The 24805-nt window shown below is 62.8% G+C and carries 33 protein-coding genes; 17 read left to right on the forward strand and 16 right to left on the reverse strand.

Going from position 1 to position 24805, the window contains the following annotated elements:
• Window positions 1-51: 51 nt before the first annotated feature.
• The 4 genes from fumC to NKI31_RS16795 form a co-directional block, all read right to left on the reverse strand.
• Complete coding sequence (gene fumC / locus NKI31_RS16780; protein ID WP_023743009.1) at window positions 52-1449, reverse strand: class II fumarate hydratase; 1398 nt, start codon at window positions 1447-1449, stop codon at window positions 52-54.
• Window positions 1450-2027: 578 nt separating this feature from the next.
• Complete coding sequence (locus NKI31_RS16785) at window positions 2028-3014, reverse strand: glycosyltransferase family 10 domain-containing protein (RefSeq protein WP_352445855.1); 987 nt, start codon at window positions 3012-3014, stop codon at window positions 2028-2030.
• A gap of 103 nt (window positions 3015-3117) precedes the next feature.
• Complete coding sequence (locus NKI31_RS16790; RefSeq protein ID WP_023747763.1) at window positions 3118-3879, reverse strand: SDR family NAD(P)-dependent oxidoreductase; 762 nt, start codon at window positions 3877-3879, stop codon at window positions 3118-3120.
• 124 nt (window positions 3880-4003) lie between these two features.
• On the reverse strand, window positions 4004-4765 hold the full coding sequence (locus NKI31_RS16795) for an NIPSNAP family protein (protein ID WP_352652127.1): 762 nt from the start codon (window positions 4763-4765) through the stop codon (window positions 4004-4006).
• A gap of 85 nt (window positions 4766-4850) precedes the next feature.
• Here NKI31_RS16795 and NKI31_RS16800 point away from each other — a divergent pair, with 85 nt between their 5' ends.
• A complete protein-coding gene (locus tag NKI31_RS16800) occupies window positions 4851-5558 on the forward strand; it encodes a TetR/AcrR family transcriptional regulator (RefSeq protein WP_352652128.1) in 708 nt (235 codons plus the stop codon).
• Here NKI31_RS16800 and NKI31_RS16805 read toward each other — a convergent pair.
• The gene (locus NKI31_RS16805; RefSeq protein WP_023739202.1) at window positions 5555-6148 is read right to left on the reverse strand and encodes a hypothetical protein; all 594 of its coding nucleotides are present in this window, start codon (window positions 6146-6148) and stop codon (window positions 5555-5557) included. The two genes, NKI31_RS16800 and NKI31_RS16805, sit on opposite strands and share 4 nt — an antisense overlap.
• Before the next feature lie 131 nt (window positions 6149-6279).
• On the opposite strand from NKI31_RS16805, the gene NKI31_RS16810 reads away from it, so the two are divergent.
• Window positions 6280-7404, forward strand: a complete 1125-nt coding sequence (locus NKI31_RS16810) for a metallophosphoesterase (protein WP_352562287.1) — start codon at window positions 6280-6282, stop codon at window positions 7402-7404.
• 50 nt (window positions 7405-7454) lie between these two features.
• On the opposite strand, the gene NKI31_RS16815 is transcribed toward NKI31_RS16810, so the two are convergent.
• The gene (locus NKI31_RS16815; protein ID WP_352460571.1) at window positions 7455-7634 is read right to left on the reverse strand and encodes a CsbD family protein; all 180 of its coding nucleotides are present in this window, start codon (window positions 7632-7634) and stop codon (window positions 7455-7457) included.
• Between the two features lie 172 nt (window positions 7635-7806).
• On the opposite strand from NKI31_RS16815, the gene NKI31_RS16820 reads away from it, so the two are divergent.
• From NKI31_RS16820 to NKI31_RS16855, 8 genes are all read left to right on the forward strand, one after another.
• On the forward strand, window positions 7807-8460 hold the full coding sequence (locus tag NKI31_RS16820) for a glutathione S-transferase family protein (protein ID WP_023689914.1): 654 nt from the start codon (window positions 7807-7809) through the stop codon (window positions 8458-8460).
• A 29-nt stretch (window positions 8461-8489) separates the two neighbouring features.
• The gene (locus NKI31_RS16825; RefSeq protein ID WP_352460572.1) at window positions 8490-8819 is read left to right on the forward strand and encodes a YciI family protein; all 330 of its coding nucleotides are present in this window, start codon (window positions 8490-8492) and stop codon (window positions 8817-8819) included.
• A 465-nt stretch (window positions 8820-9284) separates the two neighbouring features.
• Window positions 9285-9494, forward strand: coding sequence for a cold-shock protein (locus NKI31_RS16830; RefSeq protein WP_023671502.1), 210 nt, complete (start codon window positions 9285-9287; stop codon window positions 9492-9494).
• Between the two features lie 293 nt (window positions 9495-9787).
• Window positions 9788-10012 carry a hypothetical protein gene (locus NKI31_RS16835; RefSeq protein WP_023712741.1) on the forward strand — a complete coding sequence of 75 codons (225 nt, stop codon included), beginning with the start codon at window positions 9788-9790 and terminating at the stop codon, window positions 10010-10012.
• A complete protein-coding gene (locus NKI31_RS16840; protein WP_023671504.1) occupies window positions 10012-10419 on the forward strand; it encodes a hypothetical protein in 408 nt (135 codons plus the stop codon). The genes NKI31_RS16835 and NKI31_RS16840 overlap by 1 nt, the downstream gene beginning before the upstream one ends.
• A gap of 1 nt (window position 10420) precedes the next feature.
• Entirely contained in the window at window positions 10421-10585 is a 165-nt protein-coding gene (locus tag NKI31_RS16845; RefSeq protein ID WP_352460573.1) for a hypothetical protein, read from the forward strand.
• A 4-nt stretch (window positions 10586-10589) separates the two neighbouring features.
• Entirely contained in the window at window positions 10590-10970 is a 381-nt protein-coding gene (locus tag NKI31_RS16850) for a YkgJ family cysteine cluster protein (protein ID WP_023715196.1), read from the forward strand.
• Between the two features lie 69 nt (window positions 10971-11039).
• Complete coding sequence (locus NKI31_RS16855) at window positions 11040-11651, forward strand: LysE family translocator (RefSeq protein ID WP_023689918.1); 612 nt, start codon at window positions 11040-11042, stop codon at window positions 11649-11651.
• Between the two features lie 57 nt (window positions 11652-11708).
• Here the strand turns inward: NKI31_RS16855 and NKI31_RS16860 are convergent, their stop codons facing one another.
• Genes NKI31_RS16860 through NKI31_RS16880 form a run of 5 tightly spaced genes read right to left on the reverse strand, consistent with a single transcriptional unit; the run spans window position 11709 to window position 14023 of the window.
• Entirely contained in the window at window positions 11709-11996 is a 288-nt protein-coding gene (locus NKI31_RS16860; RefSeq protein ID WP_352652129.1) for a helix-turn-helix transcriptional regulator, read from the reverse strand.
• Entirely contained in the window at window positions 11948-12106 is a 159-nt protein-coding gene (locus NKI31_RS16865) for a hypothetical protein (RefSeq protein WP_352652130.1), read from the reverse strand. Before NKI31_RS16865 ends, NKI31_RS16860 begins: the two co-directional genes overlap by 49 nt.
• Before the next feature lie 16 nt (window positions 12107-12122).
• Window positions 12123-12509, reverse strand: a complete 387-nt coding sequence (locus NKI31_RS16870; RefSeq protein WP_023752084.1) for a nuclear transport factor 2 family protein — start codon at window positions 12507-12509, stop codon at window positions 12123-12125.
• Between the two features lie 15 nt (window positions 12510-12524).
• Window positions 12525-12971 (reverse strand): OsmC family peroxiredoxin, encoded by a 447-nt coding sequence (locus NKI31_RS16875; protein ID WP_023689922.1) that lies wholly within the window; start codon window positions 12969-12971, stop codon window positions 12525-12527.
• A gap of 41 nt (window positions 12972-13012) precedes the next feature.
• Window positions 13013-14023, reverse strand: coding sequence for a zinc-dependent alcohol dehydrogenase family protein (locus tag NKI31_RS16880; RefSeq protein ID WP_023808291.1), 1011 nt, complete (start codon window positions 14021-14023; stop codon window positions 13013-13015).
• Between the two features lie 104 nt (window positions 14024-14127).
• Between NKI31_RS16880 and NKI31_RS16885 the strand changes: the two genes are divergently transcribed.
• The gene (locus NKI31_RS16885) at window positions 14128-14736 is read left to right on the forward strand and encodes a TetR/AcrR family transcriptional regulator (protein ID WP_352445839.1); all 609 of its coding nucleotides are present in this window, start codon (window positions 14128-14130) and stop codon (window positions 14734-14736) included.
• A 146-nt stretch (window positions 14737-14882) separates the two neighbouring features.
• Here the strand turns inward: NKI31_RS16885 and groL are convergent, their stop codons facing one another.
• The 3 genes from groL to NKI31_RS16900 form a co-directional block, all read right to left on the reverse strand.
• Complete coding sequence (gene groL / locus NKI31_RS16890) at window positions 14883-16538, reverse strand: chaperonin GroEL (protein WP_023709705.1); 1656 nt, start codon at window positions 16536-16538, stop codon at window positions 14883-14885.
• A 63-nt stretch (window positions 16539-16601) separates the two neighbouring features.
• Window positions 16602-16898: a co-chaperone GroES gene (groES, locus tag NKI31_RS16895; RefSeq protein ID WP_006203049.1), complete on the reverse strand. Its 297-nt coding sequence runs from the start codon at window positions 16896-16898 to the stop codon at window positions 16602-16604.
• Window positions 16899-17083: 185 nt separating this feature from the next.
• Complete coding sequence (locus tag NKI31_RS16900; RefSeq protein WP_352652132.1) at window positions 17084-17881, reverse strand: class I SAM-dependent methyltransferase; 798 nt, start codon at window positions 17879-17881, stop codon at window positions 17084-17086.
• Window positions 17882-17963: 82 nt separating this feature from the next.
• Between NKI31_RS16900 and NKI31_RS16905 the strand changes: the two genes are divergently transcribed.
• Window positions 17964-18833: a hypothetical protein gene (locus NKI31_RS16905; protein WP_023715203.1), complete on the forward strand. Its 870-nt coding sequence runs from the start codon at window positions 17964-17966 to the stop codon at window positions 18831-18833.
• On the opposite strand, the gene NKI31_RS16910 is transcribed toward NKI31_RS16905, so the two are convergent.
• On the reverse strand, window positions 18830-19456 hold the full coding sequence (locus NKI31_RS16910) for a TetR/AcrR family transcriptional regulator (protein ID WP_352652133.1): 627 nt from the start codon (window positions 19454-19456) through the stop codon (window positions 18830-18832). The two genes, NKI31_RS16905 and NKI31_RS16910, sit on opposite strands and share 4 nt — an antisense overlap.
• 170 nt (window positions 19457-19626) lie before the next feature.
• Here NKI31_RS16910 and NKI31_RS16915 point away from each other — a divergent pair, with 170 nt between their 5' ends.
• Both NKI31_RS16915 and NKI31_RS16920 read left to right on the forward strand, forming a co-directional pair.
• The gene (locus NKI31_RS16915) at window positions 19627-20814 is read left to right on the forward strand and encodes an MFS transporter (protein ID WP_023756407.1); all 1188 of its coding nucleotides are present in this window, start codon (window positions 19627-19629) and stop codon (window positions 20812-20814) included.
• A 79-nt stretch (window positions 20815-20893) separates the two neighbouring features.
• Entirely contained in the window at window positions 20894-21829 is a 936-nt protein-coding gene (locus NKI31_RS16920) for a bifunctional helix-turn-helix transcriptional regulator/GNAT family N-acetyltransferase (RefSeq protein ID WP_352652134.1), read from the forward strand.
• A 6-nt stretch (window positions 21830-21835) separates the two neighbouring features.
• On the opposite strand, the gene NKI31_RS16925 is transcribed toward NKI31_RS16920, so the two are convergent.
• Window positions 21836-22666 (reverse strand): AraC family transcriptional regulator, encoded by an 831-nt coding sequence (locus NKI31_RS16925; RefSeq protein ID WP_023705726.1) that lies wholly within the window; start codon window positions 22664-22666, stop codon window positions 21836-21838.
• A gap of 51 nt (window positions 22667-22717) precedes the next feature.
• Here NKI31_RS16925 and NKI31_RS16930 point away from each other — a divergent pair, with 51 nt between their 5' ends.
• The 3 genes from NKI31_RS16930 to NKI31_RS16940 are packed head-to-tail and all read left to right on the forward strand — an operon-like array spanning window position 22718 to window position 24788.
• Window positions 22718-23146: an iron chelate uptake ABC transporter family permease subunit gene (locus tag NKI31_RS16930; RefSeq protein WP_352652135.1), complete on the forward strand. Its 429-nt coding sequence runs from the start codon at window positions 22718-22720 to the stop codon at window positions 23144-23146.
• Window positions 23128-23598: a MarR family winged helix-turn-helix transcriptional regulator gene (locus tag NKI31_RS16935; RefSeq protein WP_023705728.1), complete on the forward strand. Its 471-nt coding sequence runs from the start codon at window positions 23128-23130 to the stop codon at window positions 23596-23598. The genes NKI31_RS16930 and NKI31_RS16935 overlap by 19 nt, the downstream gene beginning before the upstream one ends.
• Window positions 23595-24788: an HlyD family secretion protein gene (locus NKI31_RS16940; protein ID WP_023705729.1), complete on the forward strand. Its 1194-nt coding sequence runs from the start codon at window positions 23595-23597 to the stop codon at window positions 24786-24788. The genes NKI31_RS16935 and NKI31_RS16940 overlap by 4 nt, the downstream gene beginning before the upstream one ends.
• The last annotated feature ends 17 nt before the right edge of the window (window positions 24789-24805 follow it).

Consider the following 24805-nt stretch of genomic DNA (forward strand, 5'->3'; position numbering starts at 1 on the left):
CCAAAGAGGAAGGGCTGCGCGCTTCGAGGAAGGCACTTCCCCTGGAATCGCTTAACCCGGATGCGTCATGTCCTCCGGCCGCACCAGCCGGTCGTAGTCTGCCTCGCTGACCAGCCCGGTGGCCAGTGCTTCCTCGCGCAAGGTGGTGCCCTTCTTGTGCGCGGTCTTGGCGATCTTGGCGGCATTGTCGTACCCGATCGTCGGCGCCAGCGCTGTCACCAGCATCAGCGAGCGGTCGAGCGCGGCCTTGATGTTGTCTTCGCGCGCCTCGATGCCGACGACGCAATTGTCGGTGAAGGAGATCGAAGCGTCGGCCAACAGCTGCACCGACTGCAGGAAGTTGTAGGCCATCAGCGGGTTATAGACGTTGAGCTCGAAATGGCCCTGGCTGCCGGCGAAGGTCAGCGAGGCGTTGTTGCCGAACACCTGCACGCAGACCTGCGTCAGAGCCTCGCATTGGGTCGGGTTGACCTTGCCCGGCATGATCGAGGAACCCGGCTCGTTTTCCGGCAGCGACAGTTCGCCGAGGCCCGAGCGCGGGCCGGAGCCGAGGAAGCGGATGTCGTTGGCGATCTTGAAGAGGGCGGCGGCCGCCGCGTTGATGGCGCCATGCGAGAACACCATGGAATCATGCGCGGCGAGCGCCTCGAACTTGTTCGGCGCGGTGACGAAGGTGATGCCGGTGATTTCGGCGATGCGCGCCGCCACCTTTTCCGCAAAGCCGACCGGCGCGTTGAGGCCGGTGCCGACGGCGGTGCCGCCCTGCGCCAGTTCCTGCAGGCCGGGCAGCGTCATCTCGATGCGCTTGATCGAAGAGGCCACCTGCGCGGCGTAGCCGGAAAATTCCTGGCCCAGCGTGAGGGGTGTCGCGTCCTGCGTATGGGTGCGGCCGATCTTGATGATGTGGGCGAAGGCCTTCGTCTTGACCTCGAGCGCAGCGTGGAGATGCTTCAGCGCCGGCAGCAGATCGTGCACGATGCGCTCGGCGCACGCGATGTGCATGGCTGTCGGGTAGGTGTCGTTCGACGACTGGCTCATATTGACGTGGTCGTTAGGGTGCACCGGCTTCTTCGAGCCCATGACGCCGCCCAGAAGTTCGATCGCCCGGTTGGAGATCACCTCGTTGGCGTTCATGTTGGACTGCGTGCCCGAGCCGGTCTGCCAGACGACCAGCGGGAAATGATCGTTCAGCTTGCCGTCGATCACCTCTTGCGCCGCCTCGATGATCGCCTTGCCGACTGCCGGATCGAGCCGCTTCAACTCCATATTGGCTTCCGCCGCCGCTCGCTTGACGATGCCGAGCGCACGCACGATCGAGGCCGGCTGTTTTTCCCAGCCTATCCTGAAATTGCCGAGGGAACGCTGCGCCTGCGCGCCCCAGTAACGGTCGGCGGCAACCTCGATGGGGCCGAACGTGTCGGTTTCGGTTCTGGTCCTGGCAGCGGTCACTTGTCTCTCCGACGATCGAATTCGGCAACGGCGTATCGCGTTGCACAATGGCCTTCAAGCAGAGATTGCGGCCGGCAGGCAGTAAATCGGTTGAAGCAGTAGCGCCGCCCTTCGGGATCCTGCACCCTCCACTTTCGTGTGAAGGAAATTGCTCCTCAGTGCGGCTTGATCCCATAAAGTGGACGGAAACTTGCGGATTTAGCTCGATAAGATCATGTCGAGCTGGCGGATTGCTCTACGCAAACTTCCCCCAGGATCAGCAATGCGCAATTCACGTCTACCTACGAGCGACGCTGCCACACAAACTACCATCCGTGCCGGCGTCTCACTGGCAACAGCAGCGATGAGGTAGCTTATGCACTTGTCCTTCTGTTCAGTTTCCCGACCAAAATCCGGCATCGCATCCGGATCGAGCTTCGGATCGCGAAGCCGAGAATTTCAAGTCCACCCTGGGAGCGCCTCCACATAGCCTCGGAGATTTCCAAGATGCATGGCGGCAAGGTCAAAGCCGTCTCGACGTCGCAAGAGACGCTCTTTGTCCTCCGTATTTTGCTGAAAGCGCGCCTGATCGCGGACCGTCAGCTCGGAACCTTTTTCCTCCAACGGCGCAGCTTTGTCCTGAGATAGGATCTATAGCCGAACGGAAGTGTTCGCCGTCCGGAAGGCGTGCTTGTCCGCGCCTCCAGACGCTGGCGCACGACGCTCATCAGTCTGCAGAACGCGGGTGTTTCCAATGATTGCACCCGTTTGACGAGATTGTCGGGCAATGGCTTTGAGCGCCAGTCGAAATAAGCCTCGTAGTCTTGCGGCGTTGCGATCAGGTGCTGGAGATAGGCTGCAAGATCGCTGGCGCTGGCGAAGGCACTGGCGTCAATAAAGGAGTGCTCCGGAACGAACTCGTCCACATTGGGAGCGCCAAGGTAGATCGGCACCGTGCCCGCCATGAACGCGTCATAGATTTTCTCGGTGACATAGTCGGCCTCGATCGAGTTCTCCATGGCCAGGCAGAATTTGTGCCGCGCAATGGTTTCGATCTTGGTCTTCGAGCCCAGATCGGGGCCAGAGACCGATCGGTTGTTGCGATATCGGCCATAAGAATCGATCTTGATGTGGCGCGCCAGTTCGTTCGCCAAATCGACTCGGCCGCTATAATTCAGGCCTGCCGACTGGAAGAGTGCGACCGGCGCTTCTTCCGTTTTCGGCACGATTGGTCTGGCCAGCGCATCTTTCCACCACACCGCACGCGGAAGGTAGGGTACCCAGACATCAGACCGGGATTCATGCGTCATGATGATATCGAAGTGCCGCATGATTTTGGGGTCGGCAAGTCGCTTGTAGTTTTGGCCGCATTCCATCGACCAGGCGACCCAATATTGACCAGGGTATTTGTAGGCATCGCCAACTTCACGAAAGTTCGGAATATGGAAGACGACTGCCGCGGCCTCGGAAATCCGTCGTTTGTCCAGTGTCCACCGCCCGGGAATTTCGCACTGTATCGACGCGATATCGACGGGTTTGCTGAAGAACGTTGTGTAGAAGAGGATCAGTGGATCGATAGACGGCATGGCACCACGAATGTCTGAAGCATTGCTCAATCTGCAGACAGACGCGGTATCGGAAGTTTGGTCAAGTGCTCCGCTTGTTCGAGGCAGAGGGCCGTCCAAACGGTCACCCCGCCGTATACCCGCCATCAATCGCGAAAATGCCGCCGCTGGTCCACGCCGCCTCATCGCTGGCGAGATAGACGGCGATGCCGGCAAGATCGCTGGTCTGGCCGATGCGGCCGAGCGGGTAGCTGCGCTCGACATAGGCTTTCAGCTCGGCCTGCGCTGCCGCCGGCAGGTTTTCGATCGACTTGCGCCGCATGGCGGTCTCGACCGTGCCGGGCGCAATCGCATTGACCCTGATGCCGCGCGGACCAAGCTCGAAGGCCAGCGACTTGGTCAGCGAATTCAGCGCGCCCTTGGACAAGGAATACAGGCTCGATGGCCGCTTCGGGATCATCTTGTTGGCGAAGTAGGACGAGATGTTGATGACCGAAGCGCCGGCGCCGAAATGCGGCAGCAGGCGCTGGGTAAGGAAGAACGCCGCCGTCACATTGAGCGCGAAGGATTGCTGGAATTGGTGCTCGGTGACGGTCTCGAAAGGCACCAGATAAGCGACGCCGGCATTGTTGACGAGGATGTCGAGTGGGCCGGTTGCTTTCGCGCGATCGACCACGGCATCGATGCCGGAAGAGGTCGAGAGATCGGCCGACTGGGTGCCGACGTTGCCCTCCGCCGCAAGTGTCTCGCGGGCGGTCTCGAGCTTGCTGGTGTCGCGGCCGACGATCAGCACGTCGGCGCCCTCGCGCAAGAAGGCTTCCGATATCGCCAGGCCGATGCCGTCCGAGCCGCCGGTCACCAGTGCCCGTTTTCCAGAAAGTCTCATTGAAGGCCAAGTCGCATCGAATGCTCTCGCTGTTGGGTCACGAAAGCAATGCCGATCGGCGAGGACGGTCAAGCCGCCGGCCTATCGCTCAGTATGAACTTCGGTTGGTCGCGTGCCGATCCGGTTACCGCAGCAGCGACTGCGACGTCGGCGTCAGGCGCAAGGTTTCGGTCCGCCAGGTCACATCGGCCGCTTGCCATTGGGGCGAAGCGGCAACTGCGGCTTCGTAACTGGCATGCGCCTCGGGACTGTTGAAACCCGTCACCGCGATAAAGACGTTTTCGCTCAAGCGCACCGGCAGGCGGGGAAAGCTGTTTTCGGCGTGCTCGGTGATGAAGGCGCCAAGCAACCGTCCGCCGGCGCCGATAAGGACCGGAACGGCATCCGTTTCGAAATTGCCGGCGAAATCGGCTTCGGCGCCAGACCGCAGATGATGAATCTGGATGACAACAACACCGGTCAAGCCATTGTCTGCGCTTGGCTTGCCATCCGCCGGCATGGCGCCTCGCTGCGCGCCTGACAGATCGAAGCCGGCGCCTGGCCATGCCGGCTTCAAGAGCAGCACATCGTCGGAATCGATCATCGTCGCATTGGCGGCGTCGCGGTGCGCCGTCCACACCGGCCCGTCATAGAAGGCGGTGAGCGCCTGCTTCCGCGCTTCCATGCCATCGAAGCCGCGCAGCCAGACGAATATGTCGGGGCGGTCGAGGTCGCGGAACTGTCCGATGATGGTCATGCCGGCGTGTTCCTGGCCTTCGATGAACCGACTGTCGAAGATGTCGATCAGCGTCTCGCGCCGGCCCGGCTTCAGCGTGTACTGCCGCAACTCGACCACAGGCGAAGCGAGCAGGCTTGCCGTCGCAGGCGCACTCAGGGGTACGGTCATTGTGTCGTCTCCAAAAAACAGGATGATCATCCGGTTTATAAAACAGACCGGTTGTCCTGTTTTGTCAATCTGCTATCGTTGGCAAATGTCAGCAGAGATTGCTCGGGCTCCGAAAGGGCCGCCGCGAAAACGCACCAACGATCCCGAAGGGCTGCGCAACAAGGTGCTCGATGTCGCCGAAGCGTCGTTCCAGGCGCGTGGCTATCATGCATCCGCTCTTGGCGAGTTGATGACGACCGCAGGCGTCAGCGGCGGCGCGCTGCATCATCATTTCCCGACCAAGAAGGCGCTCGCTCTGGCGGTGATCGAGGAGCGCGTGGCAGCGGCCCTCGATGAAACCTGGATTAACCCTGTACGGGCGGCAGGCTCGGCGCGCGAAGGCGTGCGCGCGGTGTTCGAGGCGGTGGCGACCGAGCTTGAGCAGCAAGGCTTCGTGCGCGGCTGTCCGCTTAACAATCTGGCGCATGAACTGTCGCTCGCTGACCCGGATTTCCGCGCCGCTCTGGACGATATCTTTGCCGGATGGCGTCAGGCGGTTGCCGACAAGGTGCGAGCCGACCAGCAGTCGGGGAGGGAGCAGGGCACCGACCCCGAGCGCTTTGCGGCACTCGCCATCGCCGCCTATTCCGGCGCCATGTCGATGGCCAAGGCGGCACAGGATGCCAGCGTGCTGCGCGATTGCCTGGCCGAACTTCAGGGCAGCTCAAAGCCGCCAATCCGAGCAGAGCGAAGCGGCGTCGCAGGATCCTGCTGCGGCCGGGAGAACCTTGAGGCCGGAACTGCGCTGTTCTAGTTGGAAAGCGGCTTGATCGTGTCGTAACCGTTCACCGATTCCGCGCTGGTCCCTTCGTCGTAGCGCCGGGCGAGAGACGCTTGCAGATCGGGCGCATAAAGCGCGGTAAATGTGTCCAGCGTCTCGCCGGCGCCGTTCTTGAAGGTCTCCGTGACCGCCAGCACGTTGTATTTGCAGCCGCCGACGTTAAACGTCTCCTTGCCCTTGACGACCAGGCTCAGTGTCTTGGTGCTCTTCGGCTGCTTGTTCGGTGACAACTCGACGAATTCGATCGTGCTCTTGGCTCCCGTCTTCAGCGGAAACAGTTTTCGCAGATCGGAAAACGGAATCGTCGCCACCCGTCCGGTATCGCTGTCGCGAAACACTTCGACCAGGCCGGCAAACAGGAACTGTGTCTGCGGCGATTGCGATTCGTAGTTGTTGGCGACGGACACCATGCCGCCGGCCACCGGCCGAAACTCGCTGCGGACGCCAGGCATTTCCAGAACGAAGCCGGCCTTGGCCGATTTTGCGTCGACACAATCGGCGGCATGCACCGCAGCCGCCGGCAGCAACCCAGCCAGCACCACGCCTATCGAAACGGCTCTCATGAAATCCTCCCCTCTGCTTGTATTTGCTGCGCGCCAGCATGACCCAAGAAATGCCAGAGCCTCAGTGCCGTGTCGACCTGCCATTCCTGGCAACTGGACGGTGGGGCGCCGGCTGTGCTGAATTTCAGGTCATGAATCGCAAGCTCGTCCTCTCCCGTCGCAATTTCCTCGCACAGGCAGCCGGCCTTGCCATGGCTGGCATGCTGCCGCGCGCCGCGCTTGGCCAGACCGGCAAGCGCATCCAGCCCATCGACGCCACCTTTCTGTTCATCGCCGATGTCCATGCCTGCCGCATGTCGAGCGGCCTCAGCCCCAACTGCCTGGAGGAAGGCAAGACCGATGCCGCGCTGTTGCGCAATGTCGCTGTCCTCAATGGCTTGGCCGGCCGGCAATGGCCAGTCGAGATCGATGGCGTTGCAACCCGCCTGCGTTCGGCCGGCAGCCGCATCGATGCGCCGCTCGGCCTCGTTGTCGGCGGCGACATCACCGACGATGGCGGCGGCCAGATCACCGAGCCCAGCGAAGGCACGCAACTGTTGCAGTTCAGCCAGCGCTATCAACAGGGCGTCGGTCCCGATCGCGTGCACATGCCGGTCTATGTCGGCCTCGGCAATCACGATCTCGACCAGAACGGCTCGCCGCCGCACGTCGACTGGTACCGGCGCGAATTGCGCGACTATGTCGAGGTCAACCACCGCCCCGGCGTGTTCTTCAAGCCCCCGGTGCCGGCCACCGAATACGATGTCGACACCGACTGCTATTCCTGGGACTGGGGCGGCCTGCATCTCGTCCAGACCCACCGGTTTGCCGGCGACACCGGCCACGGCGCGGTGAGCAGCCTGCCGTGGCTGAAGCAGGATCTGGCGACCTACGCGGCGGATGGCCGTCCCGTCATCCTGTTCCAGCACTATGGCTGGGACACTTTCTCGGTCGAGCGCTGGGACCCGGCCAAGCGCACCTATGACGATGACGGCGCAGGCGCGCCGCATTGGTGGAGCGAGGCCGACCGCCAGGCGCTGCTGGCGGCGCTGAAGGGCTACAATGTCATCGCCATCTTCCATGGCCATCAGCACGAAGTGCCGATGATCTACAAAAGCGATGGCCTCGACCTGTTCAAGCCGAAGGCCGCCTATATGGGCGGCTTCGCGCTGGTGAGGGTAACCGGGGACAGCATGGACGTAGTGCTGGGCGAGGCGGCCGGCGACCACGGCGAGGTCAAGTTCACCAGCGCCTTCAGCAAGAGCGTCAGCCTCTGACAAGAAAAAGGCGGCCTTGAGCCGCCTTCCTCATTGCCTGCGAGATCGGGTCAGAGCGCCTTTTTGATCTTGTCCTTCACGTCGCCATAGACCTTCTGCACCTTGCCGGCGGTCTTGTCTGCAGTGCCTTCGGCCTGGGTCTGCCTGTTGCCGGTCGCCTTGCCGCCGGCCTCCTTGACCGAGCCCTTGGCCTGCTTGGCCACGCCGGCAACCTGATCCTTGTTCACCATCTTTACATCTCCTAGGATTTCTGGGGATTCCTTCGCAGGAGGCAAACGGGCCGGCTTGGCTTAGGTTCCCTGGGCGGCCGATCATCGTCGCATCTGGTCGCTTATAGGTCGCCGAAACGCTTTGCCGCGTCGTATCGTGTGACTAGTGTGACGAAATTTTGGGGAGACCGCCTTGGCTGAATTTACGCTCATCATCGCCAACAAGTGCTTTTCGTCCTGGTCGCTGAGGCCATGGGTGGCGATGAAGCATCTGGATATCCCGTTCGAGGAAGGTTTCGTGCGCCTGCGCACGCCCGAAACCTTTGCCGCTCTGGCGAAAGTCTCGCCCACCGGCCTTGTGCCAGTGTTGAATCACAATGGCAGGATTGTCTGGGAAACCCTTGCCATCCTTGAATATCTCGCCGACCTGTTTCCGGAGAAAAAGCTTTGGCCTCAGGATATCGGCGCCCGAGCGCTGGCCCGCTCGGTGGCGACCGAGATGCATTCCGGCTTTCGCGAGGTGCGCTATGGCTGGCCGATGAATTTGCGCCGGCCGAAGGGCCACAAGCCGCTCGACGCCGAAGGCGAAATGCAGCGCGCGCGCATCGAAACGATCTGGCGCCAGTGCCGGGAACAATACGGCAAGGGCGGCCCCTTCCTGTTCGGTCATTTCACCGCGGCCGATGCCATGTATGCACCTGTCGTCACCCGCTTCGACACCTATGGCGGCAAGCTCGCGCCCGACACGCGCGCCTACGTCGACGCCGTGTTGGCAACGCCGGCGATGCGGCACTGGTATGCGGAAGCAGCGAAGGAGACTTGGCCGGAACCCGGCCCGGACGAATAGGACCACTAATGACATACGGTGAGTGACCGATGGCCAGCAATGATGGACCGCGTGAGACTACCGCGCCAACAATCTTCCACTGCCGGCTGATCCCGCCTCGGCCGGACTTCGCCTTCACCCTGACGGAGGAGGAGAGGGAGTTGATGGGCCGGCATGCCGACTATCTGCGCGGCAAGCTTGCCGAGGGCACCATGATCCTGGCCGGGCCGGTCGCCGACCCGGCCGGCCCTTGGGGTCTGCTGATCCTGCGTGTCAGCAGCGAAGCCGAGGCAAGAGCGGTCACCGACGGCGATCCGGTGTCGAGCTCCGGCCGCGGTTTCCGCTACGAGATCCTGCCGCTGATCAGCGCGATCCTGTAGGCCGCCGGCGTGAGTTTAAGGAAAAGTGTGAAACGGTTTTCCCTTGGGAATTGCGTCAGACAAGGGCACATACAAGAACGCCTCTCGCACCGTTTAATGTGCGGGAGGCGTTCTTTTGCCAGCATTACCGAGATTGTTCTCTGAATTGCTGACACCACGGAAATGCGCCGGCTTGCGATTGGTTCCGGGGCGTTGAATATTTTGGAACGCCTTGAGCTCCGCCACCTCGTCAGTTGAGGCTTATGCCTCAGGCATCCTCAGGTTGAATTTTGGCTCCGGCCAAACCAGAAATTGACTCGGCGCTAAAAGAAGTCTATAAGAAACATGTCGATATTTGTTTGACCGACTTTTGTTATCCGCGCATGATGCGCGCCTTTGACGAACTTCCCCATCAAAAATCGAGACAAAACGCTGTTGTGCAGTCGCACGATGGTGAACGAATATTTGCCAGGGAAAGGGTTCTTCATGGCCACCGGCACAGTGAAATGGTTCAACGCCACCAAAGGTTTTGGTTTTATTCAGCCTGACGACGGCTCCGCCGACGTTTTTGTCCACATCTCGGCCGTAGAGCGCGCCGGCATGCGTGACATCGTCGAGGGCCAGAAGCTCGGCTACGAGATGACCCGCGACAACAAGTCGGGCAAGATGTCCGCCGACCAGTTGAAGGCGGCCTGATAAGGAATTCGGCCTTCCGGTGACCACGGATGTACTGGCACCGATGAAAGGCTGAAAGGAGCGCCTTGCGCATCCAACTGGATGCGCGGCGCTTTCATGGAAGGTCAGGCGGTGCCTGGCCTTTTTCATTTTATGCGTCATGCCGCTAAAAGTGCGCCGCACGCCGGCCGGAACGTGCTAAGGGACGATCCAGCAATCTGAACCGCCCATATTGCCCCGATGCCGTATCGCATTGGTCGTGACCGAAGCCCGGTCTCGCTCTATCGGCACCAGGCTCCCGACAGGAGAAAGTTTTGACCACTCAATCCAAGACCGCCGAACAGGCCGGCTCGCTGTTCAGCAAGACGCAAACCCAGTCGATGTCACTCAACCGCATCCTGTCCGAGCGTGATGCCGTCAGCGAGGCGCGCGAAGCCAAGACCGCGCGCTTGCGCGAACTGCGCAAGGAAAAGGAAGCCGACGACATGGCAGCGGCCGCAGCCCTTGCGGCGCTGCCGAAGCGGGCAGGCAAACGCTGATGGCCACCAAGCGCGTACCGCCGACGCCGATCGATGCCGATGCGACCATAGCGTCCATGGTCCCGGGCCTGGACAAGCCGGTCGAATATGTCCGCCGTGTGCTGGAAAAGCTCGAGCGCTGCAAGCGCGCGCATGGCGATGCCCAGGTGCGCGTCGGCGTGCGCGGCCGTGCCGAAGCCCCGAACTATCTGGTCGAATATGTCCGCGAGGACAAAAAGACCCAGGAGCGCGTGACCTACCAGGATGCCGCCTATAGCGGCAGCACGCATCGCGAATTGGCGGCGCACCACATTGCCGAGGCGAGGAACTGGTCGCCCGAGGAAATGAACATCACAGCGGTCTCGGCGCTGATCGGCCGCTTGCGCAATCCGCGCGCACCATCATCCCGCTTTTCCGACGAGGACTGACATGGCCATAAAGTTTTCCACCAAGGACCAGCCGGCAGCGCCGGCTGCTGCCACTGCAAAGCAGGCCAATCCCGCTGCCGCGCCGAAGGCCGCCGAACCGTCGGCGACCGATCTGTTCGAGGCGCCAGCCGCCACGCCCAAGGGCAAGGCAGGCAAGAAGAAATAGCGCCTTGCCGCACCAAGCCGATCGCAATCTCGCAGCGCCTGGGCTGGTCGCGTTGGCCGCCAGGGATATCCGGTCGTCAAAACAGGACGACCAGCCGGTTTTCGATTGCCAGAGCTGCGGCGCCTGCTGCTCCTACTCGGCCGAATGGCCGCGCTTCTCGACCGAGGACGATGCGCAACTTGACCGGATTCCGGAAAAGTTCGTGTCCGCCGACCTGTCCGGCATGCGCTGCGAGGGCGTGCGCTGTTCGGCGCTTACGGGCGAGATCGGCAAGCACACGGCCTGCGGCATCTACGAGATCCGCCCGGACGTCTGCCACGCCTGCATGCCTGGCGGCGACGATTGCCTGATGGCGCGCAAGGCGCACGGGATGCCAACGATCTAGCCGACGCCCACCTTGCCTCATCCCACATCCCCCGATAGCTTCGACCACGGGCAGGGCGTTGGAGGAACCATGAGCATCGAATTCCTGTTGACGTCGCTGATCGTCGTGGCTTCGCCCGGCACCGGCGTTCTCTACACGCTGAGCGCCGGCCTTTCGCGCGGGGCGCGCGCCTCGATCACTGCTGCATTCGGCTGCACGCTTGGCATCATCCCGCATATGGCCGCCGCCATTACCGGCCTGGCGGCGCTGCTGCACACCAGTGCTGTCGCCTTCGAGACGCTGAAATATCTCGGCGTCGCCTATCTCCTCTACATGGCCTGGAACACGCTGAAGGAGAAGGGCGGCCTGAGCGTCGATGAAAACGCGGCACCCCGCTCGGCAGCCAAGGTCATCACCTCCGGCATCCTGATCAACATCCTTAACCCGAAGCTGTCGATCTTCTTCTTTGCCTTCCTGCCGCAATTCGTCAGCACGACCGAACCGAACGCATTTGCCAAGATGCTGGAGCTCTCGAGCGTCTTCATGCTGCTGACCTTCGTCGTCTTCGTCGCTTACGGCATCTTTGCCGCCTCGATCCGGAGCCATGTCGTGTCGCGGCCGATGGTGCTGACCTGGATGCGCCGCACCTTCGCCGGCGCCTTTGTCATGCTCGGCGCCAAGCTGGCGCTGGCTGATCGATAGAACAGGAGCTGCCAGGCCTCGGCCTACTCTTCGTCGTTCCGGATCCGGTCCGGATGCCTAGACGCAGGCCGAGGGCGGAAGGCCGATCATCTTCTTGAAGGCGCGGCTGAACGCTGCCTCGGATTCGTAGCCGGCGCTGAGCAGCTCCGAGGCGATCTGCATGCGCCATTTGGCGAGATAATGCATTGGCGGCATGCCGACCAGCATGGTGAAGCGTTCGGCGAGCACGCTGCGCGACAGCGCGGAGTCCTCCGCCAGCGCCTCCACCGTCCAGTTATGCGCCGGCCGGTCGTGGATCAGCGCCAGTGCCCTCGCCAGGTGCGGATCGCGCAGCCAGCCAGCCATCCCGTGGTTTGTGGCGGCAGCGATTCCAAGTAACGGCGCAACACGTCGACAAACATCAGTTCGCTCAGTTTGGTGAGCACCGTTTCACTGCCTGCGCGCTTTTGCGCCACCTCCGTGACAACGCTTCTATCCCTTGACGTAACCCATCGCCTCGACGATCAGCCCGTCCGCGACACGCATCAGGTTGACGCCGCGGATGGAGTTGCCGTCGGCCATGAAGTAGCGCCAGCGGATCGTCGCCCGTTCGCCGGCGACGAATGTCTCCTCAAGGTCGAAGCGCGTGCCAGGCTGGGTGGCGATCGCCGACCATAGGTCAATGCATGCCTCTTTGCCGGCATGGCGGGCGCCGTCCGGTGCCGGCACGGTGTTTTCGATAACGCAATCCTGCGCCACCAACTCGGCAAGCGCGGACGGATCGTGCAGCTGGAACACATCGTTGAAGCGATGCATGATCTCGGCCGTCTGCCGGGACAAATCATTCCCGGCTGCGTCCATGATAAGCTCCTGTTTCATCATATTCTCCCGGTTTCATTGATCTTTGACGGCTTTGACCAGCACGGCCTTTAGGGTGATCTGAGGCACGCCGGCCAAGGCGCGCGAGACGAGGCAAGTCGCCTTGGCCGACTGCGCCAGGCGTTCGAACTCGTCTTCGGCGAGATCCGTGACCTCCGCCTCCGTTTCGAGCTCGATGCGGGTGATCGTCGGCCCGGCGGCGGTCGCGCCGAGATGCACCTTGGCGACGGTGCGGATGGTGCGGGCGACGTGGCCTTCCTGGCCGAGGATGAAGGTCAGCGCCATCGAGAAGCAGCCGGCATGTGCTGCCCCGATCAGCTCTTCGGGATTGGTGCCCGGACCATTCTCGAACCGCGACGGAAAGGAATAGGCGCCTTCGAAGACGCCGCTGCCAAGCCGCAGACGGCCGCCGCCTTCCTTCAGCGTGCCTTGCCATTCTGCGGAAGCTTCACGGATGGTCATGGTCGTTCTCCTGATTCGGGGTTGAAAAGCGGGCAATTGGGTCAGGCGCAGTCGATGACAACCTTCCCGAACACGTCGCCCTGCTGGAAGTGGCGGTACGCTTCGGGGGCTTCGGCAAAGGGGAAGACCCTGTCGATAACGGGCTTGAGGCGATGCTGCGACACGGCGCGCAGCATGGCCTCGAGATTGCTGCGGCTGCCGACGAACAGGCGGCTGATGGTGGCGAGGCTGCGCTGATAAAGCGCTGCCGGCATCTCGATCGATCTGCCACTGGCGTCCTGCAGCGTCAGCAGCACGATGTGTCCATAAAGCGTGCTGGCAATCAGCGACTGCGCGAAGGTGGCCGGGCCGCCGGTTTCGACGACGAGGTCGATGCCGCCTGTCTGCTCGCGCGCCCAGCCGCCCCATTCCGGTATGTCGGTGCTGGAGACAACGAGGTCGGCGCCCAGCGCCCGCAGCCTGTCGGCCTTCTCCGCGCGCGATGTGATGGCGACAACCCGGCAGCCGAGCAACTTGGCGAACTGCAGAGCAAACAGCGAAACGCCACCCGAACCGATGGTGAGAACCCATTGACCAGGCTTCGGAATCCGGGTCCCGGTCACCGCGTTCCAGGCCGTCACGCCGGCGCAGGTCAGCGTCGCCGCTTCGTGCCAGCTCAGATGATCGGGCAGTCGCGCCGCCCATTGTTCGTCGAGCACGGCAAACTCAGTCAGCATGCCGTCCAGCGTACAGCCGAGCTGGTCGATCAGACCGGCATTGATGCGGCCATCGATCCAGCGGGCGAAGTAGCTGCCGGTGACGCGGTCGCCGACGGCAAAACGGGTAACGGCATCGCCGATTGCGACGACGTCACCGGCGCCGTCGCTCAGCGGCACGATGCCTTGCCGCGGCGGCAACGGATAGGTGCCGCCAAGGATCATCGTGTCGCGCCGATTGAGCGAGGCGGCGCGGACTCGCACCACGATCTCATGCGGTTTCGGTTCCGTCCGCGCCTCGTCGCGCATCGCCAGGGATTCGGTTCCACCAAACCCTTCGAGACGGTAGCTGCGCATGTCACTCTCCTTAACAATATATATAGACTGATCTACATACTATATAGACCGATTGTCATATTCTTGGCAAGGCCTATAATGCGTCACTGCTGACAGAGGTTGACATGGCCAACGACACCCGCACCCGCATACTCGAGACCACAGGCCTGTTGCTCAGGCAGCGTGGCTATCACGGCACCTCGCTCAACGACATTCTGGGCGCCAGCGGGGCGCCGCGCGGCTCGCTCTATTTTCATTTCCCAGGCGGCAAGGACCAACTGGTCATCGAGGTGACGCGCAACAGCGTTGCCGATGTCACGAAAAGGCTGGGCGAAGCACTGGCAGCCGAGAGCGATCCTGCAGTGGCCGTCCATCACATCTACCAGTCGGTCGGGCGCATGCTGGAGGACAATGATTTTTCGCTGGGTTGCCCCATCGCGCCGGTGGTGCTGGATTCACCCACCGATGTGCCGGAACTGGCGGAACTCTGCCGATCGGCTTTCGAGCAATGGATCGGCTTGCTGCGACAGGCCTTCGTCAGGGCAGGGGTGCCCGAACGCCGCGCGCACGCTTTGGCGCTGCTGATCGAATCCTCGCTGGAAGGGCTGATGGTGATTGCGCGGGCCACCCGCGACCGTGCACCGGTGCTGGTGGTGGCCGATGAGGTGGCTGCATTCGTCGAGCAGGCGGTGCTTGCGGGCAAGGTTGCGCGGCAGGCGGAGAGCGCGGCCTAACTAACTGGTCTCTAAAACAAAAAGGGCGCCTCTCGGCGCCCTTTCCTTATCCATAAGCCAGGTTGGCTGGATTAGAAATCCATGCCGCCACTCAAGCCCGCTTGCGGGCTTGAGCAACTTTAGCTCATGGGCGGCTTTATGGATTCTTAGAAATCCATGCCGCCCATGCCGCCCATGCCGCCGCCGCCCATGCCGCCAGGCATGCCGCCGCCAGCCGACTCCTTCTTGGGAGCCTCCGCGATCATGGCTTCGGTGGTGACGAGCAGGCCGGCGACCGAAGCCGCGTCCTGGAGAGCGGTGCGAACGACCTTGACCGGGTCGACGATGCCCATGGCGATCATGTCGCCATACTCGCCGGTCTGGGCGTTGTAGCCGTAGGTCGCGCCCTTGTTGTCGAGGATCTTGCCGGCGACGATCGAAGCTTCAGCACCTGCGTTTGAAGCGATCTGACGGGCCGGAGCCTGCAGTGCACGACGAACGATGTTGATGCCGGCAGCCTGGTCGGCATTGACGCCGGTGACCTTGATGTTGGCCGAAGCGCGCAGGAGAGCGACGCCGCCGCCTGCAACGATGCCTTCTTCCACGGCCGCACGGGTCGCGTTGAGGGCGTCATCGACGCGGTCCTTCTTTTCCTTGACTTCGACTTCCGTCGCGCCGCCGACACGGATCACCGCAACGCCGCCGGCGAGCTTCGCCAGACGTTCCTGCAGCTTCTCCTTGTCGTAGTCCGACGTGGTCTCTTCGATCTGCTGCTTGATCTGGGCAACGCGGCCCTGGATCTCGGCCTTCTTGCCGGCGCCGTCGACGATGGTGGTGTTCTCCTTGGAGATCGACACCTTCTTGGCGCGGCCGAGCATGTTGAGGCCGACATTCTCGAGCTTGATGCCGAGGTCTTCCGAGATGACCTGGCCACCGGTCAGGATGGCGATGTCTTCCAGCATGGCCTTGCGGCGATCACCGAAGCCCGGCGCCTTGACGGCGGCGATCTTCAGGCCGCCACGCAGCTTGTTGACGACCAGCGTGGCCAGAGCCTCGCCTTCGACGTCTTCCGAGATGATGAGCAGCGGCTTGGAGGTCTGCACGACGGCTTCGAGAACCGGCAGCATGGCCTGGAGGTTGGACAGCTTCTTCTCGTGCAGGAGGATGTAGACGTCCTCGAGCTCGGCAACCATCTTGTCGGCGTTGGTGACGAAGTAGGGCGAGAGATAGCCGCGGTCGAACTGCATGCCTTCGACGACTTCCAGCTCGGTCTCGGCGGTCTTGGCTTCTTCAACCGTGATGACGCCTTCATTGCCGACCTTCTGCATCGCTTCGGCGATCATGGCGCCGACCGACTCGTCGCCATTGGCCGAGATCGTGCCGACCTGGGCAACTTCCTCGGAGGTCTTGATCTTCTTGGCAGCCTTGCCGAGAGCCGCGACGACTTCGGTCACGGCCAGGTCGATGCCGCGCTTCAGATCCATCGGGTTCATGCCGGCGGCAACGGCCTTGTGGCCTTCCTGGACGATCGACTGCGCCAGAACGGTCGCGGTCGTGGTGCCGTCGCCGGCGATGTCGTTGGTCTTCGAAGCAACTTCGCGGACCATCTGCGCGCCCATGTTTTCGAACTTGTCTTCAAGCTCGATTTCCTTGGCGACGGTGACGCCGTCCTTGGTGATGCGCGGTGCGCCGAACGACTTGTCGATGACGACGTTGCGGCCCTTGGGGCCGAGCGTGACCTTCACTGCGTCGGCGAGGATGTTGACGCCGCGCAGCATGCGCTCGCGGGCGTCGCGGGAGAATTTTACGTCTTTAGCAGCCATTTTTTAGCTCCTGGCAGGGGGCTTGCGATCAAGCCCGAAATTAGTTGACGGTGAGGCCGATAATCAGCCGATGATGCCCATAATGTCGGATTCCTTCATGATCAGAAGGTCTTCGCCATTGAGCTTGACTTCGGTGCCCGACCACTTGCCGAACAGGATGCGGTCGCCGGCCTTGACGTCCAGCGGGACCAGCTTGCCGGCTTCGTCGCGAGCGCCGGAGCCGACGGCGATGATCTCGCCTTCCTGCGGCTTTTCCTTTGCCGTATCCGGGATGATGATCCCGCCGGCGGTCTTGGATTCGGATTCGACCCGGCGTACGACCACGCGGTCATGAAGCGGGCGGAACTTCGACTTTGCCATTTTTTCTTCCTCGAATGAGAACGGTGAGAGCTGTTCCTCGATCCGGCGGTGCCGGATGTGCGTTAGCACTCACCTGGGGAGAGTGCTAACGTCGCGCTGAAATAAGCGCGTGGCTTTCGAGAGTCAAGGCGAACGGTGAGCACAATTGTGCCAATTGGAGCCGTGCCGCGATCCGACGGCAGACCCTATCGGCGCCGCGGCGATTCAAGCACCAGAAGCGGACAGCGTTCAGCCAGCCCATAGGTCCCTGTCGGCGCGAGGCGGACACTGTCAAAAAACCGGCTCGCCTCTTCGACCAGCGTCGCCGCCGGGGCGAAACTGTAGACAGTCTTCGAATTCGCATAGGCATCGATGGTGCCGATGATCGGCATCTCCCATCCGGTCGTCGCGGCAAGGGCCTCCCGGTCGGCAAACAGCGCATCGAAGGCATCGAGGATCGCCCGCACCGGAATGGCGCGGTCGGGATCGCTGCCAGCACAAGCCATGGCAATGCGCCATTTGAGTTCGTGGAAGGTCGCGACACCACCGGAAAGCGTCAGCGCCCGGACCTCCTGCAGATCATCCTGTACCTGAGGACTTGCATAGGCGCGCAATGCAGCCCGCCCACCGGACTTCAGCACACGCGCGATCTCGGCAAGCAGCGCCTGCCGTGCAACCGAGGAGTCCAGCGCCGACAGGCAGCCGTCGCCGATCACCGCCCCGGCGCTTTCGTCGCCCAGCGGCAACTCCAGCCAGTTGCCGATCACCGCCTTGCGTGAGGCGGTATCGCCCGGCCAGATGCCCGATATCATGGCAGTGGACTCGTCGATCGCGAGCATGGTCCTTCCGAGGCCGGCAAGCTCCGGCGTGACCCCGAGCAGCACCACATCGACTGATTGCAGGCTAAGTTCGCGCTCATAGGCGGCGACAGCTTCCGGGGGCGGACACAGCGGCGACCCGAGAAGCCGCCAATGACGGCGAATTGCGTCCCAATGCTCAGTCATGCGGAACGGTTTGGGGAAAGGCTGGACATATTTCCTTCCAGGCTGTTGGTTGCCTTGCGAGTTACCTCATGCAGGAAAGGCCATGGCCCGCATTGCCGTCATAACGCATGAATTTGACCGCTTCCAGAGCCGGCGGGGCCTCCTGCTGCGCCAGGACAGCCCCTACATGCTGTTCGACGTCCTGGCGGAGCTGAAACGGCGCGGTCACTCCGTGCAGATCATGCGTGGACCCTCGGCAAGTCATAACGCCGATATTGCCGTCCTGCATGTCGACGCGACAGTGACGCCATCGGACTATGTCGACTACGCGCGCGGATTTCCGATTTGTCTCAATCTTGGTGCAACCGACATTTCCAAGCGCCGCATCAGTGGTGCGATCCTCGAGGAGGGTGCCAACTGGAGCGGCCAGGTCATCGTCAAGAGCAACCTCAATCATTGGGGGACGCCCGAGGAGCAGCTCAACCGAAAATCCGTTCGCGCCGGCAAGGCAGTGCCTTTCCCGGGCGCGCAGACCTTCGACCGTTATCAGGTGCATGCCTCGCTGGCCGATGTGGCGCCGGAGATTTTCAGGCGTGCCGACCTGATCGTGGAAAAATTCATTCCCGAAATCGAGCCCGACGGGTTTGCGGCGCGGTTCTGGATATTCTGCGGCGATCGGGAGCGCTGCACCCGCTATGTCTCGCCGCAGCGCCTGGTCAAGGGCGACGACACCGTCCGCCGGCAGCCGGTTGCGGTTCCCGACGAACTGCGCGCCTTGCGTCGGAAGCTGGGCTTCGACTATGGCAAATTCGACTTTGTCGTGCATGAGGGCAGGGCCGTGCTGCTCGATGCCAACAAGACCCCAGGTCGCGCCAGGAACCTGTCGAAGATTGTTGCCGCCGGCACAGCCAACCTGGCCGACGGCTTCGAAAACCTCATCCACCAGACCGGACGGGGTCGAATCGGGCGCTAGAGAAACAGTCCCAACTGCGTATGGATGATCGACCGGTAGTCCTCGATCGTGTGGCGGCTTTCCTCCTGGTTCTGGGTCAGCGCCATGCGCACGACGCCGCCGGCCATCTGGAAGATCAGGAAAACCATACGGCCGAACTCATTGCGTCGCTCTGGCGCGAGAAAGGGGCCGACATGGTCGCAGAACATCGTCGCCTGGCGCCGGGTTTCGGCGATGTCGAGATTCTTCAGCGCCTTGTCAGCCTGGATGGCGTTTTGCAGGTCCTGAATGGCGGGGTCGCCGGCGACGCGCTCATAGTAGTCGTCGAGCAGCCGGTCGGCCGCAGCGATAACGTCGTCCAGCCCGCCAATGTCGGCAACGATGGCGGCAAGCCGGGCGCGGCTCACTTCGGAGAATCGCTCGTAGAGCATCGCCAGGATCGCCGACTTGTTGGGGAAGTAATGATAGACGGTGGCGATCGGCCCGCCGGCCTGTGCGCCGACTTCCTTCATGGTGACGGCGTCGATGCCTTTCTCGCCGATCAGCCGCATGGTCGTCGACAGGATGGCGTCGATGCGCTCGCGGCTGCGCTCCTGTTTGGGCCTGCGCCTCGGTTCGGTCGTCATCTGCACTGCTTCGTTCATGCCGCCATCCTCTCGATCGCCCAGACCATTCGATCGCCAAGACCATCCCCAGCCTTGTTGGTGCCAAGTCCCGCTACTGATTGACAAACGAATATGATCGAGTATCAGTTTCTAAATGCTGACAGACTGTCAGTTTTTTTGCCGTCAGGCAAGGACGTTGGGAGGCGACCGTGACTTCTGCTGGTAACGCGGATGCCGGGAACGGCGACTGGCTGGTCGGCAACCCCACTGGGGCGCAACTCGCCTCGGCATTGTGGATCGGCTCGGTCGGCCTGCTCGTTCTCGGGCTGCAGCCGGTGCTTCTCGGCGCGCTCTACACCGAAGGGCATGTCAGCGGTGACGAACTCGCGCTGGTCGCCACGGCGGAGATGATCGCCATCGGCATCGGATCGGCGGCCATCGCCATGATGCTGTCCGCCCACAATATGCGCTTGAAAAGTGCCGTCCTTCTGCTCTTGCTGGCGCTGGCGAACGGGGCGACCGCCTATGCGCTGACCTCGACCTCGCTGATTGCCGCCCGCGCGGTGGCGGGCCTCGCCGAGGGTGGGCTGGTGGCGGTCGCCACGGAACTGATCGCCCGTTCGCGCCGGGCCGAGCGCATCGGCGGCTTCTTCGTCACCCTTCAGACCCTGGCGCAATGCGCCCTTGCCCTGCTGCTGGCGCTTTACGTCATCCCGGCCGCCGGATCGGCAGGCGGCTTCATCGTCCTTGCCGTCGTCTGCATCGCTTCGGTGGCGGTCGCCTTCATCGTTCCCGATAGCTATGCCGACCTGCCCAAGGAGGAACAGTTCAGCAATGTGCTGACCGTTCCTTCGCTTGCCGCTTTGCTGTGCGTCTTCTGCTACTTTATGTTCTTCGGCTCCGTCTGGGCGTTTCTCGAGCCGCTTGGCGCACAATACGGCATCGATGGCCGCAGCGTCGGCCTGATCGTCTCGGCCAGCCTGGCATTGCAGGTGCTGGGCGCAATGACGGCTACCGTCTTCGAGGCGCGTATCGACTACCGCTTCGCCATCGTGGCGATCGGCGTGGTCGCCGTCGCCAGTTCCGTGGTGCTCGCCGGCAGCCCCGGCCTGACGGTTTTCTGGGTCGCGGCCTTGATCATGGGCTTCATCCTTCTGTTCATCGTGCCCTATCAGATCCGGCTGGCGATCACCGCCGACGAGACGCGCACGGCCGTGCTTCTGGTGCCGGCGGCCCAGCTTTTCGGTCTGGCGATCGGCCCGGTCGCGGCATCGCTGCTGATCGACGGCAAGGATTTTCGGCCGGTGCCGGAATTTGCCGCCGCCAGTGCTGCGGCCAGCGTCGTGCTGCTCGGCCTGTTCGTCCTGATCGCGCGGCGCCGCCGCGCGATCGCCTGAGACACGACCGGGGAGCATCTCCTCGATACTTGACTAAGTCAAATAAATGACCGATCGTTGATGGGGCAGGAGGCTTCCCATGACGATCCATCATCAACCCGGCAAGGAACGCATCGACGCGGTGCGGGCTTTCAACCGCTTCTACACCCGCCAGATAGGTCTGCTCGACGAAGGCCTGCTGAAAAGCGACTTCTCGCTGACCGAGGCGCGGGTGCTCTACGAACTGGCGCATCGCGATGGCCTGACCGCCAGCGATCTCATCCGCGATCTCGGCCTCGACGCCGGTTATGTCAGCCGGCTCCTGAAGAAGTTCGAGCACCTGCAGCTGATTGCGCGCGCGCCGCTGGCGTCGGATGCGCGGCAGTCGTCGATCACGCTGACGCCGGTGGGGCGGCAGGCCTTCGCGCCGCTGAACCGGGCTTCGCACGACCAGGTCGCGGCCTTGCTGGAGCGGCTTCCTGCTGCCGAACAGGACCGGCTGGTCAAGGCCATGCAGACGGTGCAGCAACTCCTGGGCGACAGCCCGGAGTCCAAAGTGCCGTATATGCTGCGCCCCTTGCAGGTCGGCGACATCGGCTGGGTGGTGCGCCGCCAAGGACAGATCTACGCACAGGACTATGGCTGGGACGAAACCTACGAGGCGCTGGTCGCCGAAATCCTCGGCGCCTTCGTAAAATCCTTCGATCCAGAATGGGAACGCAGCTGGATTGCCGAACGGCAAGGGGAGGTGGTCGGCTCGGTCTTCGGCGTGCGCAAATCCGACGCGGTGGCGAAGCTGCGCCTGCTCTATGTCGAACCATCGGCGCGCGGCCTCGGCATCGGCAAGCGGCTGGTTCAGGAGTGCATCGGCTTTGCTCGTGCCAAGGGCTACACGACGCTGACCCTATGGACCAACGACATCCTGACCGCCGCCCGCCACATCTACGAGAGTGCCGGCTTCAGGCTGGTGGACGAAGAGCGCCATCACGCCTTCGGCAAGGATCTGGTCGGCCAGAACTGGAACCTGGAGCTGTAGCGGCGTTCAGGCCACCGGGACCCATATCTCCAGTCCGCCATTGCCGCTGCGCGGATCGAACTCCGGGCCGTAGCGCTCGAATTCGGGGCCGTCGGCTATATCGTGCCCCGAGGCCGGCAGCCATTTGTTCCAGATCGTGTTGACGGTGCGGCGGATGGTGGAGATGTGCTCGGCATGGGTGAACACGGCGTATTTCTGCGCCGGCACCCGCACCCGCGAAAGCTCCTTCGGCAGGTCCGAGAAATCCGAAACTTCGACCCCGGCGATATAGTCGAAATTGCCGGCATCGTCGCCATTGACGCAGACGCCATAGGCGACGTCGCCGGTCTCGCCCGGGATGTTGCCGATATAGGGCCCAAAGCGTTGCCACTGCATCGGAATGGCCGCGCTGGTTTCGCAGCTGTAGCGCTCGCCGAGGCCGGCAATGAGGAAGGGACGGCCGGTCTCGAAGCGCGGCGGCGGCAGTGAGGCGAGAAAGGACTGGTCCATCAGGATCGGCTCCACGAGATCGAGATTGCTGAGGCTGCCCTGCGCGCGCACCAGTTCCGGCGTCGTGCCGAACTGGTCGCGGAAGGCGCGGGTGAAGGCTTCGTGCGAGGCGTAGCCGGCATCGAGCGCGACCGCGAGGATGTCGGGCGCGCCGGAAGCCAGCTTGCGCGCCGCTTCGGTCAGCCGGCGCGCGCGCATATAGCCCATCACCGAACGGCCGGTGGCGGCGCCAAAGGCGCGCGTCACATGAAAGCGCGAGACGCCGCTGCTTTGCGCGACATCTTCAAGCGAGATCGCTTCCGGCAGATGGCTCTCGACAAACCACAGCGCTTTCTCGGTCGGGTTCATAGGTCTCCTCGCATTTGGCGGCACATTTTGTCGGCTTTTTGCGAGGCCAGTTTGATCGAAATTGCGCCTGTCGTAAAATCGAAGGGCGCTGGTCGACTGTGGCAGGTCACCATCGTGGAAAGCCGCTGCTGGGCGGCCTCGGCCTGGCTCGCTGGGACAATATCCGGGCGCGCTGGGTGCGGGCACCATCCTGCCTATGCCCTGTGGAACCACCGCCGGCTCGATGCCTTCCCCGCCGGCGAAAATGCCGCCGAAAGCCTAGGTGTGCCGGTGGAGAGGACGCGCAAGACGACCTTTCTTCTCGCGGCGTTCTCGACGGCAATTCACGTCTCGGTCGGGAGGTCATCCGCAACCGTCATTGACAGCGCCATGACCGCATCTGCATGGCTCCATCCCTCTTTTTCGGCTCTGGCGCAATGCGGCACCTTGAATGGTAAGCACGCTTATAATATATACCGCTCATGGTTTCCGACGGCATAGATAGATTGGGCTTTTTGATCCACGACGTGCAGCGCCTCATGCGCAAGCGCTTCGAGGCGCGCGCCAGCGGTCTTGGCCTTTCCTCGGCACAATGGCGGCTTCTGGTTCGCGTCGCCAAGGAGGCCGGCGTCGCCCAGGCTCGCCTCGCCGAACTTCTCGAAATCGAGCCGATCAGCGTTTCACGCCTCGTCGACCGGATGGAGGAGGGCGGCTGGATCGAACGGCGCTCCGATGCAACTGACCGGCGCGTGCGCATGATCTTCCCGACAGCCAAGGCGAACGCGGCCTATGCCGAGGTCAAAAGCCTTGCTGGCGAAGTTTATGAGGAATCGCTGGTCGGCGTTTCGCCGGACGACCGCCGCGTCCTGATCCGGGCGCTGGACACCATCGTGCAAAACCTGGCGGACGGCGAGACGTCGTCCTTGAAGAGTACGGAAGGGGCAGCAGCATGAACGCGGCAGCCAAGCTAGACGAGAATGTAACCAAGATCGAGACGCCGGCACAGCCTGCCGCCGAAGCGCCTGCACAGCCGGCCGCAGCACCTGTCGCTGTGGCTCCCCCGGTGCAGCCCGCTCCGGCTCCGGTCAAGAAGCGCCGCCTCGGCCGCCTGCTGCTGATGGTCGCCCTGCCGGCGGCACTGGCCATTGGCGGGGGCTACGTCTGGGTGACTGGCGGCCGCTATCAGGAGACCGAAAACGCCAATTTGCAGCAGGCCAAGGTGTCGATCGCCTCGGACACGGCCGGCCGCATCGTTCAGGTCGGCATCTCAGACAATCAGCAGGTCAAGCAGGGCGATGTGCTGTTTGCCGTCGACCCCGAGCCCTACCGGATCGCGTTGGCGCAGGCCGACGCGGCGGTCGCAGTCGCACGCGTCGGAATCGAACAGCTGCGCGCCGCCTACAGCCAGGCACTGGCGCAGGAAAAGTCCGATGCCAGCCAGGTCGACTACGCGCAGTCGCAATATGACCGCGCCGCCGACCTTGCCCAGAAGGGCATCAACGCCAAATCGTCGCTGGACGAGGCCAAGAACGATCTCGACAAGGCCAGGCAGCAACTGGCCGTTGCCGAGCAAGGCATCATCAGCGCCAAGGCGGCTCTCGCCGGCAATCCCGATATCGAGACCGACAAGCATCCGACCGTGATGGCCGCACTCGCCGCGCGCGACAAGGCCGCCTACGATCTGGCGCAGACCACGGTCAAGGCGCCGGCCGACGGCGTCATCAGCCAGGCCTCCTCGTTCAAGGTCGGCCAGTATGTCGGTTCCGGCACGCCGCTGTTTGCGCTGGTCGAGACCGGCGACATCTGGATCGATGCCAATTTCAAGGAAACCCAGCTTACCCACATGAAGCCTGGCCAGAAGGCCGAGATCGTCGTCGACACCTATCCGGGCAGAACTTTCGAAGCCACCGTCAAGGCGATCGGCGCCGGCACCGGCGCGGAGTTTTCGCTGCTGCCAGCTCAAAACGCCACCGGCAACTGGGTCAAGGTCACGCAGCGCATTCCGGTGCGCCTGGAGCTGACCGATGCCGACGCCAAAATGGCGCTGCGCACCGGTATGAGCGCCTCGGTTACGGTGGATACCGGCGTTGCCCGCGGCTTCCCCGCTATCTTCGGCCACGCCACCGCAGGCGAAGCACAATAGACTGTGAATGGACCGTG

It is taken from the genome of Mesorhizobium sp. M0659 (genome assembly GCF_040320605.1).
GTDB lineage: Bacteria > Pseudomonadota > Alphaproteobacteria > Rhizobiales > Rhizobiaceae > Mesorhizobium.